Origin of the sequence: Providencia sp. PROV114, assembly GCF_032704305.1 — a bacterium.
GTDB lineage: Bacteria > Pseudomonadota > Gammaproteobacteria > Enterobacterales > Enterobacteriaceae > Providencia > Providencia rettgeri.
In genome coordinates, this window is the sequence record NZ_CP120528.1 from 4073516 (window position 1) to 4085977 (window position 12462).

Consider the following 12462-nt stretch of genomic DNA (forward strand, 5'->3'; position numbering starts at 1 on the left):
CTGTCACCTAATTTCCTAGACCTAAACGTTCGCCCGCATAGGAACCGTCTTGTACGCGACGCCACCACGTTTCATTGTTCAAATACCACTGCACCGTTTTGCGAATACCTGATTCGAAGGTTTCTTGTGGCGTCCACCCCAATTCGCGCTCAATTTTCGCAGCATCAATCGCATAACGCATATCGTGGCCCGGCCGGTCTTTCACATACGTGATTAAGTCACGGTAGTGCGCCACACCTTCAGGCTTTTGCGGACGTAGCTCTTCAAGCAGTTCACAAATCGTTTCTACAACGTCAATATTACGGCGCTCATTATGGCCACCGATATTATAGGTGGTGCCAGGTTGCGCGGTTGTAGCAACTAAATGTAGTGCTCGTGCATGGTCTTCAACAAACAACCAGTCACGAATTTGCTCACCTTTACCATAAACAGGCAGAGGCTTACCCGCTAAGGCGTTCAAAATAATTAATGGGATCAATTTCTCTGGAAAATGATACGGCCCGTAGTTATTTGAACAATTAGTGATCATCGTTGGCAGGCCATAAGTTCTTTGCCAAGCACGAACTAAATGATCACTCGATGCTTTCGATGCTGAATATGGGCTACTTGGTGCATAAGGCGTTGTTTCTGTGAAGAAACCATCAGGTCCTTCTAAGTCACCATATACTTCATCTGTTGAGATATGATGAAAACGGAAAGCTGCTTTTTTCTCATCATTCAATGCGGACCAGTAATGGCGTGCCGCCTCTAACAGTGTGTAAGTGCCCACAATGTTCGTTTCGATAAATGCCGCTGGACCATCGATAGAGCGGTCAACATGGCTTTCTGCCGCTAAATGCATCACTGCATCGGGTTGATATTTTTCAAAAACCGCATCTAATGCAGCTCTATCACAAATATTCACCTGCTCAAAAGCATAGCGCGGGTTGCTCGCAACCGTTGCGAGGGACTCTAAGTTACCTGCATAGGTTAAACAATCCAGAACCACTGCGCTGTCGTCAGTATTTTCAATAATATGACGAACAACAGCAGAGCCGATAAACCCGGCGCCTCCAGTGATTAAAATGCGTTTCAACGCCATACTCCTTTTGTATCCACAACCCATTTTTGTGGGATTGCAGAACCTTGGATGCCTTTGAACATATTGTGGTCAACTAACATTAAGATCACATCCGCTTCATTAACGGCTTTTTCAATCGAAACTAGCTCAGAAATACCTTTTAAAGAGGTTGGTAATTCGTGAATGTGTGGCTCAACTGCATACGTTTTACCTGGGTTCCAGTTCGCCACCATTTTGGTGATGTGCATCGCTGGGCTTTCACGTAAATCATCAATATTGGGTTTAAATGACAGGCCAAAACAGGCGATTGTCACTTCACTGGCTTTTTTACCCGTTTCCACTAAGCAATCGGCTACAGCCGCTTTTACTTGATCAACAACCCAAATTGGTTTGCCATCATTGACTAAACGAGCGGTATGAATAAGGCGTGATTGTTTTGGATTTTGTGCGACGATAAACCATGGGTCAACCGCGATGCAGTGCCCACCAACACCCGGACCTGGCTGCAAAATGTTAACACGTGGATGGCGGTTCGCGAGGCTGATTAATTCCCACACATTGATGTCTTGTTCAGCACAAATTAATGATAATTCATTCGCAAAAGCAATATTCACATCACGGAAGCTATTTTCCGTTAACTTACACATTTCCGCGGTTCTTGAGTTAGTAATTACACACTCACCTTCAAGGAAAATATTGTATAGCTCACTTGCGCGCAAAGAGGATTTTGGCGTCATACCACCAACAACACGGTCATTTTTAATTAATTCGACCATCACTTGGCCCGGTAACACACGCTCAGGGCAGTATGCCACATCGATATCTGCATCTTCGCCAGCTTGATGAGGGAAAGTTAAATCAGGACGAGCTGCGGCCATCCATTCGGCCATTTGCTCTGTTGTACCTACTGGCGATGTCGACTCAAGAATGACTAAATCGCCTTTCTTCAGCACGGGAGCAACGGATTCTGCGGCTGCACGCACATAGGCGAGATCAGGTTCGTGCTCGCCTTTAAATGGCGTAGGCACAGCAATCAGATAAGCATCCGCAGGTTGTGGCTTAGTAAAGGCTTTCAGGTGGCCTTCTTCAACCGCTTTTTTGACCACGATATCCAGTTCTGGCTCCACAATGTGGATTTTTCCCTGATTAATAGTATCAACGGCATGTTGGTTCACATCGACACCAACCACTTGTTTTTTACGTGATGCAAAGGCGGCTGCTGTTGGTAAACCGATATAACCAAGGCCAATAACAGAAATAGTTTCAAAACTCATAATTTCACCTGATTACTTTTCAATGCTGCAAGAATACGCTGACAAGCATGACCATCCCCATATGGGTTATGTGCGCGGCTCATTTCGTGATATTCCGCGTCATCTGTCAGTAACCGATTAACTTCTTTCACAATTTTTTGTGTATCTGTTCCCACAAGACGAACAGTACCTGCATCAACAGCTTCAGGTCGTTCTGTGGTATCTCTCATCACCAAAACAGGTTTACCGAGAGAAGGCGCTTCCTCTTGAATACCACCTGAGTCTGTTAGAATCAAATAAGCATGGTTCATCAAATAAACAAACGGTAGGTAGTCTTGAGGGCTAATTAAAATAATATTATCAATATCATGCAATATACGCTTAACAGGTTCACTCACATTTGGATTTAAGTGAACAGGGTAGACAACTTGCACGTCTGGATGCGCTTGTGCAATTTCTGCCAAAGCATGACAAATACGTTCAAAGCCACCACCGAAACTTTCACGACGGTGGCCTGTGACTAAAATCATTTTTTTATTTGAGTCGATAAACGGATAATTTGCGGCCAGTTTTTCCATCATATACTGGTCGCTCATGACTTTATCACGTACCCACAATAACGCATCAATCACACTATTACCGGTGACAAAAATATGGCTGTCAGGGATTGATTCTTTTAACAAATTTTGGCGTGAATTTTCGGTTGGGGCAAAGTGGTACATCGCTAAATGCCCTGCAATTTTACGATTTGCTTCCTCAGGCCATGGAGAATACAGGTCTCCGGTACGTAACCCAGCTTCAACGTGCCCAACGGGTATACGATGGTAAAATGCCGCAAGGCTAGTTGCCATCGTTGTCGCTGTATCGCCATGAACGAGAACAACATCCGGTTGAAAATCAGCAAAAACGCTTTTCAACCCTTCTAGAATACGACAAGTGATATCCGTTAAATCTTGCCCTGGTTTCATAATATTGAGATCGTAATCTGGCGTGATCTCAAACAGTTTCAGTACTTGATCTAGCATTTCACGATGCTGCGCTGTAACACAGACTTTAGCTTCAAAGTCTGCATCCCCAGCCAATGCATGAACCAGTGGTGCCATTTTAATGGCTTCAGGTCGTGTGCCGAATACAGTCAATACTTTCACAGTGACTCTCTTATATTTATCTTTCGCAGTGAGCTGCTTTTGTAATCTTAATAACTTTATATGCCACTGATGAATTCACCAGTGGCTTATCCCAAAATCAAGATGGGCGGCGGCGAGCAAGTACCACTCCGGCACCTACTAACATCCCTATGGCTCCCCACAGAACCATCATAAAGGCTCGACGAGGACTATCGCGTTTAACAGGCTCTTCTGGAGTTCGTAAATAGCGATATGCTTGAAAATTATCTTGGAGGGTGGGCCCCACGCTCAATGTTGATAACATGGCAATATTTTGGTCGTAATCACTATCGTGATCGGGCCCGGTTGCTTTCAATGTTTCAATCTGTGCTTGTAATAAAGGGGCACCTAACATAAACATTTTAGAATCTGGAATTTCATCCACAGGTGTTGCGCTTTGATTACGTACAATACCTTGTTTTTCAGCAACTTTTAGTGCTTGCTCCAGCGCGTTTAAACGTCGTTCGTAAGCGGCCTTTGCCACCATATCTTCGCGTTTAACCAATGCTTTCATGGATTGCATCTTCGTTGCCCAAGTACCTTTAATTTCATCGTTAAGATTAGTTGTGGCACGTTGGTTAGCAAACTGAGTGTATTGACGTAATAGCTGGTTCGCATCTGCGGATGTTTCCGCCACTAATTTAATGCGGCACTGTTGCAAATAGTCGGTGGTGATAAACTTATCATCCCCTTTTGCTGATGGAGCTGCACATGAACCCATTCAAAGGCCGGCATTTTCAGCGTGACATCATTCTGTGGGCCGTACGCTGGTACTGCAAATACGGCATCAGTTACCGTGAGCTGCAGGAGATGCTGGCTGAACGCGGAGTGAATGTCGATCACTCCACGATTTACCGCTGGGTTCAGCGTTATGCGCCTGAAATGGAAAAACGGCTGCGCTGGTACTGGCGTAACCCTTCCGATCTTTGCCCGTGGCACATGGATGAAACCTACGTGAAGGTCAATGGCCGCTGGGCGTATCTGTACCGGGCCGTCGACAGCCGGGGCCGCACTGTCGATTTTTATCTCTCCTCCCGTCGTAACAGCAAAGCTGCATACCGGTTTCTGGGTAAAATCCTCAACAACGTGAAGAAGTGGCAGATCCCGCGATTCATCAACACGGATAAAGCGCCCGCCTATGGTCGCGCGCTTGCTCTGCTCAAACGCGAAGGCCGGTGCCCGTCTGACGTTGAACACCGACAGATTAAGTACCGGAACAACGTGATTGAATGCGATCATGGCAAACTGAAACGGATAATCGGCGCCACGCTGGGATTTAAATCCATGAAGACGGCTTACGCCACCATCAAAGGTATTGAGGTGATGCGTGCACTACGCAAAGGCCAGGCCTCAGCATTTTATTATGGTGATCCCCTGGGCGAAATGCGCCTGGTAAGCAGAGTTTTTGAAATGTAAGGCCTTTGAATAAGACAAAAGGCTGCCTCATCGCTAACTTTGCAACAGTGCCTATCCAAGCATAAAACAAGGTTGTCTAGACTTCTTTTAACAGTAAAGTTATCATAAAACTGAATTTTATTTTTTAGGTAAGTTTATGCATTCTATCCGCATTCGTTAAGACACAACTATTTGCATAGTGACACTATTTTATAATGGTGGGCTTTTGTTGTGTCTTTAAGAATATATGCGGATATATAAAGTAAAAGTATGCTTAATTTATAAGTATGCTTTTAGTGCATAGTTTCCAGTTATAACTTAATTGACTAGCTATTTGTCCACCCTGTGGATGAATAGCTTTTTTTTTGGGAGGACACTGTGATGCTAGCTTTTGTTTTCACCTAAATCCTGTTTGCTGCATAAAAAATTTCAAGAGCTAAACAGGAGTAAATAAAAATGAGTTTAATTATTAAAGCGAGAAACATACGCTTGGATTATGCTGGGCGTGATGTTTTGGATATTGATGAATTGGAAATTCACTCTTATGACCGTATTGGTCTTGTGGGTGATAACGGAGCAGGAAAGAGTAGTTTACTCAAAGTACTTAATGGCGAAATTGTTTTAGCCGAAGCGACATTACAGCGTTTTGGTGATTTTGCACATATCAGCCAACTGGGCGGAATCGAAATAGAAACGGTCGAAGACCGGGCAATGTTATCTCGCCTTGGTGTTTCCAATGTACAAAACGACACAATGAGTGGCGGAGAGGAAACTCGTGCAAAAATTGCTGCCGCATTTTCCCAACAAGTACATGGCATTCTAGCGGATGAACCAACCAGCCACCTTGATCTCAATGGAATAGATCTACTTATTGGTCAACTTAAAGCATTTGATGGAGCATTACTTGTTATCAGTCATGACCGATATTTTCTTGATATGGTTGTAGACAAGATATGGGAGTTAAAAGACGGTAAAATTACGGAATATTGGGGTGGTTACTCGGATTACTTGCGTCAAAAAGAAGAAGAGCGACAACACCAAGCCGTAGAATATGAGCTGATGATGAAGGAACGGGAGCGATTAGAATCTGCTGTGCAAGAAAAACGCCAGCAAGCTAATCGATTAGACAATAAGAAAAAAGGAGAAAAATCCAAAAACTCTACCGAAAGTGCTGGACGACTTGGGCATGCAAAAATGACTGGCACCAAGCAAAGAAAACTGTATCAGGCAGCTAAGAGTATGGAAAAGCGTTTGGCTGCATTAGAAGATATTCAAGCACCAGAGCATTTGCGTTCTATTCGTTTTCGTCAAAGTTCAGCCCTAGAACTGCACAATAAGTTCCCGATTACGGCAGATGGTCTGAGCTTAAAATTTGGTAGCCGTACTATCTTTGATGACGCTAACTTTATAATACCGCTTGGCGCTAAAGTCGCTATAACTGGATCGAATGGAACAGGGAAAACGTCCTTGTTAAAAATGATATCAGAACGTGCTGATGGATTAACCATATCTCCAAAAGCTGAAATTGGCTACTTTACACAAACAGGATATAAATTTAACACGCATAAATCTGTGCTCTCCTTTATGCAGGAAGAGTGCGAGTACACAGTTGCGGAAATTCGTGCAGTATTGGCTTCAATGGGGATCGGAGCGAATGATATTCAAAAAAACTTATCCGACTTATCGGGAGGTGAAATCATCAAACTGCTTTTATCCAAAATGCTTTTAGGAAAATATAATATTTTGCTTATGGATGAACCAGGAAACTATCTTGACCTAAAAAGTATTGCCGCATTAGAAACAATGATGAAGTCCTATGCAGGAACTATTATCTTCGTATCTCATGACAAGCAATTGGTCGATAATATTGCTGACATTATCTACGAGATCAAAGACCACAAAATCATCAAGACTTTTGAGAGAGATTGTTAATGATAGCCAATCTAATCCGAACATTAATTATTGAACTCTTTAAAGGAAATTAAAAATGACAATTCAAGATATTCAATCACTTGCTGAAGCACACGGCTTGTTGCTTACGGACAAAATGAATTTCAATGAAATGGGCATTGATTTTAAGGTCGTTTTTGCTCTTGATACAAAGGGGCAACAATGGTTGCTGCGTATTCCTCGTCGTGATGGCATGAGGGAACAAATCAAGAAAGAAAAACGCATTTTAGAATTGGTAAAAAAACATCTTTCTGTAGAGGTTCCTGATTGGAGAATTTCATCTACAGAATTAGTGGCTTATCCCATACTTAAAGATAATCCTGTTTTAAATTTGGATGCTGAAACCTATGAAATAATTTGGAATATGGACAAAGATAGCCCGAAATACATAACATCTTTGGCAAAAACCTTATTTGAAATCCATAGTATTCCTGAAAAAGAAGTTCGGGAAAATGATTTGAAAATTATGAAACCTTCAGATTTAAGACCTGAAATAGCAAACAATTTGCAGTTAGTAAAATCTGAAATTGGTATAAGTGAGCAATTGGAAACCCGCTACAGAAAATGGTTGGATAATGATGTTCTATGGGCAGATTTCACCCAATTTATACATGGCGATTTATATGCTGGGCATGTACTAGCTTCAAAGGATGGAGCTGTTTCAGGCGTTATTGATTGGTCAACAGCCCATATAGATGACCCAGCGATTGATTTTGCTGGGCATGTAACTTTGTTTGGAGAAGAAAGCCTCAAAACTCTAATCATCGAGTATGAAAAACTAGGGGGTAAAGTTTGGAATAAACTATATGAACAGACTTTAGAAAGAGCAGCGGCCTCTCCTTTGATGTATGGTTTATTTGCCTTAGAAACTCAAAATGAAAGCCTTATCGTTGGAGCAAAAGCTCAGTTGGGAGTTATATAATTTAAAAATATGATTGCTGAGAACTGCCTTGTTTTGAAACTTGGTTGGCTTTAATTAGTTTTTAGTATTCTTTATAGAAAATGCCTCGATCAAGGGGCATTTCTAACAATCATTTAACATAAAATTTCTTATACGAAATGCTTGATATTTCTCTTTAAATATCATTATATTAACGTAAGCCGTTCTGGAGTATAGGGCACCAGAACGGCTTTTTATTGATTATTCATGTTCCACGATCACTAATTGAGCGATGTTCCACGGTTTTATTCAGTTTTAATAAACATCATCCGGTTTTTTGAGGAGTCATTATTTCAAGTGCTTGCACTGAAATTGGCTCTTCAAAAAACTGGAGTCTTGGCTAACCATATGGAAGGAAAAAGCGGCTTAGGAAGCCTCTCTTCTTCTGTTCTGGTTCAACATGCTCCGGGATAGGAATACGCTTATTGTCTTGCTGAGGAGTAGTCAATTCGTCATAGTTCGTTGCTAGTTCCGACCGAGGATCCGTTGCTATATCCTGTTTAAAGCTCTGATCGGTAAAGGTAGTCATATTGGCTTTTGGTGCTTCTAGTAAGCGCTGCATAGCTTCAATCTGTTCTTGATAAAACGATTCACGTTCTAAAGATTGATTTTCTCTCTGTATTGCCTGATTTAATTGTTTTTCCAGTATGTCAACTTGACGTTTTAGTAAGTCAACTTCTGTCAAGTTTTGACTGTTAATTGATTGACTTTGATTGACTGTATCCTCTTTTTTTTGTGGTTCCCCAAAAACTCTTAGGGCCTCTGAAAAGTCAATTAATCCATCAGATCCTTTAGATAAATTTCCTTTGTTTATATGTGCATATATGGCTTGTCTTGAATATCCATAAAGCTTAGCTAACTCTGAAACTGACAGTTTTTTCATTATGTAAACCAGTTTTCAACTTGTGTTAATACCTGACTGTTAACTTAACAATTTCAATTAACAATGTCATTGAAATCCTAATTTTCTGAGTAAAGGAAGTAATTCCTTAAATTTCTCTGCATCTTGCAGCATGGCAGCTATACGTACAGCAAACTGCTGATAGCTTTCTGTGCCTTGTGAATATTTACTCATCTCAGGAAGCTCTGAGAGCTTGTTGGCGAATAGATGGCGTTGTTTATCTGTTATTTTTGAAAAGAGGTCTAATGTATTCGGATCTCTTTTAGATTCGACTGAATGCGTGGCTGATTTTTTCTGTTTAAAGCTAAATGAAAAACCAGTAATAGATCTACCTGTTTTATGCTGTTCAACTTTGACAATAATATCGGTATGTTCATTTACTTGTTTTAATGCAATGTCTAAAACATATTTTTTAAAATCATACATTCGTTTGTATTCAGTCTCGAGTACACCTATTTTTTGTCTAAAATCATACATAGTTATGAGAGGCGTTTTTCCAGTACTACGCCATGCAATCAATATTTCATATAAACGAACAGCATAAGCACTTGTTAAATTACTTATTTGTTGTATTTCATACTTTGTAAATTGTTCTTCTAACCTAGTAATTAAAGGCACAATAGCAGGGGCAAAAATAAGGGCACTGTTGCAAATAGTCGGTGGTGATAAACTTATCATCCCCTTTTGCTGATGGAGCTGCACATGAACCCATTCAAAGGCCGGCATTTTCAGCGTGACATCATTCTGTGGGCCGTACGCTGGTACTGCAAATACGGCATCAGTTACCGTGAGCTGCAGGAGATGCTGGCTGAACGCGGAGTGAATGTCGATCACTCCACGATTTACCGCTGGGTTCAGCGTTATGCGCCTGAAATGGAAAAACGGCTGCGCTGGTACTGGCGTAACCCTTCCGATCTTTGCCCGTGGCACATGGATGAAACCTACGTGAAGGTCAATGGCCGCTGGGCGTATCTGTACCGGGCCGTCGACAGCCGGGGCCGCACTGTCGATTTTTATCTCTCCTCCCGTCGTAACAGCAAAGCTGCATACCGGTTTCTGGGTAAAATCCTCAACAACGTGAAGAAGTGGCAGATCCCGCGATTCATCAACACGGATAAAGCGCCCGCCTATGGTCGCGCGCTTGCTCTGCTCAAACGCGAAGGCCGGTGCCCGTCTGACGTTGAACACCGACAGATTAAGTACCGGAACAACGTGATTGAATGCGATCATGGCAAACTGAAACGGATAATCGGCGCCACGCTGGGATTTAAATCCATGAAGACGGCTTACGCCACCATCAAAGGTATTGAGGTGATGCGTGCACTACGCAAAGGCCAGGCCTCAGCATTTTATTATGGTGATCCCCTGGGCGAAATGCGCCTGGTAAGCAGAGTTTTTGAAATGTAAGGCCTTTGAATAAGACAAAAGGCTGCCTCATCGCTAACTTTGCAACAGTGCCGATTGATGTACGTGCAACGGGACGTTTAAATAAACTCTACATCGAATTATTAAAAGAAAATCCAGATTGGGCGACTGAGGAACGTCGTCAAGACATGAACCATTTCATGGCACGTATAATCTTTTGCTTCTTCGCAGAAGATACTGAAATTTTCCAACCAAGTGGAGTTTTTACTCAGACCATAGAACAAATGTCCGAACGTGATTCAAGCAATACACATGAAGTCATTAGTACATTATTCCATACGATGAATGTAGATCACCCTCAACGTGAAGATACAAAGCTTCCTGTTTGGGCGAAAAAATTCCCTTATGTGAATGGTGGCTTATTCTCTGGTAGTACAGAAGTACCAAAATTTTCAAAGATTGCCCGTACTTATTTATTACATGCTGGAAAGTTAAATTGGCAAGAAATCAACCCTGATATTTTTGGTTCAATGATTCAGGCTGTTACCAATGATGATGAGCGTGGTTCACTGGGCATGCACTATACTAGTGTGCCCAATATCTTAAAGGTTTTGAATCCTTTATTTTTGGATGATTTAAACGAGCAGTTAGAAGCATCTAAAGACCGCAATCTAAAGCTTCTAAATCTCCGTAAGCGGATTGCACGTATACGTGTATTTGATCCAGCGTGTGGCTCTGGAAATTTTCTTGTAATTGCTTATAAGCAACTCCGAAAAATTGAAGCTCGAATTAATGAATTAAGGAATGAGAAAGGCCGTGCTACAGATATTCCTCTGACTAACTTCCGAGGAATTGAAATTAATAGTTTCCCCGCTGAAATTGCTCGATTAGCACTTGTGATTGCGGAATATCAGTCTAATGTTCAGTACTGTGGCCAGATTGAAGCATTGCAAACCGTATTGCCACTTTCTAAAGAGAATTGGATTATTTGTGGGAATGCGTTACGTTTGGATTGGTTAAGCATTTGTCCACCGATAGGTAGTGCAGTTAAAGTTGTTGCTGATGATTTATTTGAAACACCTTTAGAACAGACTGAGATTGATTTTGAGAATGAAGGTGGGGAAACTTATATTTGTGGTAATCCCCCTTACAAGGGTACTAAAAATCAATCCAGATTAGAAAAAGATGACCTAAAGTTATTATTTGGTTCATATACAAAAAAATATGGAAGTTTAGATTATGTCGCAGGATGGTTTTTTAAAGCTACAAAATATTCCAAAGATAATGGTGTTGAGTTCGCTTTTGTAAGTACTAACTCTCTTTTTCAAGGTGCTCAAATTCCTGTTCTATGGCCATTGTTGAATGAATTAAATTATAAAATTAAATTTGCTTACCAGTCATTTAAGTGGAAAAACTTAGCTAGCAACAATGCAGGAGTAACCGTTGTAATTGTAGGATTTTCTCAAAAAATTTATAAGGAAAATAGGCTATTTATATTGGATTCTGACAGTAATCATTTAGAAATGAAGGTAAATAAAATAGGCCCATATTTAATTCCTAATACAGAAGTTATTGTTTTGGGCGAAACAAAAAGTATTTCTGAACTCTTTCCGATGAATTTAGGTAATGCGCCTTATGATGGAGGAAATCTGATACTTGAAGATAAACAAACAATCGATGGTTTGAATTTAACACTATCTCAAAAAAAACAATTTATACGTCCTTTATATGGTTCAAATGAGATAATCAAATCTTCTAAACGCTACTGTATTTGGATTGAAGATAAAAAACTAAGTGAAGCCATCATTATAGATTCGATAGCCGAGAGAATAGAAAAAGTAAAGGAAATGAGATTGAATAGTACAGATTCTGGTACTAATGCCATGGCTTCGTATTCTCATCAGTTTAGAGAAATGTATGAGCCTAAATGCTACGCTATCGGTATCCCAATCAGAAGTTCTGAAAACAGAGAATATATTCCAGCTGATGTAATAAAAGCCCCTTGCTCTATTACTAATTTAGCTTATGCGTTATATGATGCCCCATTAGATCAGTTTGCAATTTTATTATCAAAATTACATTACATCTGGATCACTGCTGTATGTGGTAGGTTAGAAACTCGCTTAAGTTATTCTAATAAAATGGGTTGGAATACTTTCCCATTACCGATACTTACTGAAAAAAATAAGTCTGATCTGACTCGTTGCGCTGAAAATATTTTATTGGCTCGAGAATCGCATTTCCCATTATCTATTGATGATTTATATAAGTCAGAAAAAATGCCAGAAAATTTACGTTCTGCTCATGAACAAAATGATGAAGTTCTAGAACGTGTTTATATTGGCCGTCGATTTAAGAATGATACAGAACGTCTTGAGAAACTATTTTCAATGTATACCGAGATGACTTCAAAACAAGTAGGAAAGAAATAA

At 40.8% G+C, this 12462-nt stretch carries 9 protein-coding genes and 2 pseudogenes; 5 read left to right on the plus strand and 6 right to left on the minus strand.

The annotated features are described in order from the left end of the window. Positions 1-7 precede the first annotated feature (7 nt). From rffG to P3L37_RS18340, 4 genes and pseudogenes are all read right to left on the minus strand, one after another. Complete coding sequence (gene rffG / locus P3L37_RS18325) at positions 8-1081, minus strand: dTDP-glucose 4,6-dehydratase (RefSeq protein WP_181937065.1); 1074 nt, start codon at positions 1079-1081, stop codon at positions 8-10. Then, the gene (gene wecC, locus P3L37_RS18330) at positions 1072-2334 is read right to left on the minus strand and encodes a UDP-N-acetyl-D-mannosamine dehydrogenase (RefSeq protein ID WP_004907293.1); all 1263 of its coding nucleotides are present in this window, start codon (positions 2332-2334) and stop codon (positions 1072-1074) included. Before wecC ends, rffG begins: the two co-directional genes overlap by 10 nt. Next, complete coding sequence (gene wecB / locus P3L37_RS18335) at positions 2331-3461, minus strand: non-hydrolyzing UDP-N-acetylglucosamine 2-epimerase (protein WP_109912166.1); 1131 nt, start codon at positions 3459-3461, stop codon at positions 2331-2333. Before wecB ends, wecC begins: the two co-directional genes overlap by 4 nt. 97 nt (positions 3462-3558) lie before the next feature. After that, a pseudogene (locus P3L37_RS18340) lies at positions 3559-4125 on the minus strand (polysaccharide chain length modulation protein); the annotation flags it as partial. A 65-nt stretch (positions 4126-4190) separates the two neighbouring features. Here P3L37_RS18340 and P3L37_RS18345 point away from each other — a divergent pair. The 3 genes from P3L37_RS18345 to P3L37_RS18355 all read left to right on the plus strand — a co-directional run bounded on the left by P3L37_RS18345 (position 4191) and on the right by P3L37_RS18355 (position 7746). Next, positions 4191-4895: an IS6-like element IS26 family transposase gene (locus tag P3L37_RS18345; RefSeq protein ID WP_001067855.1), complete on the plus strand. Its 705-nt coding sequence runs from the start codon at positions 4191-4193 to the stop codon at positions 4893-4895. A gap of 435 nt (positions 4896-5330) precedes the next feature. After that, a complete protein-coding gene (msr(E), locus tag P3L37_RS18350; RefSeq protein WP_000052512.1) occupies positions 5331-6806 on the plus strand; it encodes an ABC-F type ribosomal protection protein Msr(E) in 1476 nt (491 codons plus the stop codon). A 55-nt stretch (positions 6807-6861) separates the two neighbouring features. Further along, entirely contained in the window at positions 6862-7746 is an 885-nt protein-coding gene (locus P3L37_RS18355) for an Mph(E) family macrolide 2'-phosphotransferase (protein WP_000155092.1), read from the plus strand. Between the two features lie 358 nt (positions 7747-8104). Here P3L37_RS18355 and P3L37_RS18360 read toward each other — a convergent pair whose 3' ends face one another. Then, complete coding sequence (locus P3L37_RS18360; RefSeq protein WP_004896925.1) at positions 8105-8647, minus strand: plasmid replication DNA-binding protein; 543 nt, start codon at positions 8645-8647, stop codon at positions 8105-8107. A gap of 66 nt (positions 8648-8713) precedes the next feature. Next, positions 8714-9304, minus strand: a pseudogene (gene repM, locus P3L37_RS18365) (replication initiation protein RepM); the annotation flags it as partial. Between the two features lie 63 nt (positions 9305-9367). Between repM and P3L37_RS18370 the strand changes: the two are divergent. Together P3L37_RS18370 and P3L37_RS18375 are read left to right on the plus strand one after the other, a co-directional pair. Then, positions 9368-10072, plus strand: coding sequence for an IS6-like element IS26 family transposase (locus P3L37_RS18370; protein ID WP_001067855.1), 705 nt, complete (start codon positions 9368-9370; stop codon positions 10070-10072). A 5-nt stretch (positions 10073-10077) separates the two neighbouring features. Continuing rightward, entirely contained in the window at positions 10078-12462 is a 2385-nt protein-coding gene (locus tag P3L37_RS18375; RefSeq protein ID WP_316927665.1) for a class I SAM-dependent DNA methyltransferase, read from the plus strand.

Coding starts and splice junctions, on each gene's coding strand:
- P3L37_RS18355 (WP_000155092.1), top strand. CDS start 6,862: ATGACAATTCAAGATATTCAATCACTTGCTGAAGCACACGGCTTGTTG.
- rffG (WP_181937065.1), bottom strand. CDS start 1,081: ATGGCGTTGAAACGCATTTTAATCACTGGAGGCGCCGGGTTTATCGGC.
- wecC (WP_004907293.1), bottom strand. CDS start 2,334: ATGAGTTTTGAAACTATTTCTGTTATTGGCCTTGGTTATATCGGTTTA.
- P3L37_RS18370 (WP_001067855.1), top strand. CDS start 9,368: ATGAACCCATTCAAAGGCCGGCATTTTCAGCGTGACATCATTCTGTGG.
- P3L37_RS18345 (WP_001067855.1), top strand. CDS start 4,191: ATGAACCCATTCAAAGGCCGGCATTTTCAGCGTGACATCATTCTGTGG.
- P3L37_RS18360 (WP_004896925.1), bottom strand. CDS start 8,647: ATGAAAAAACTGTCAGTTTCAGAGTTAGCTAAGCTTTATGGATATTCA.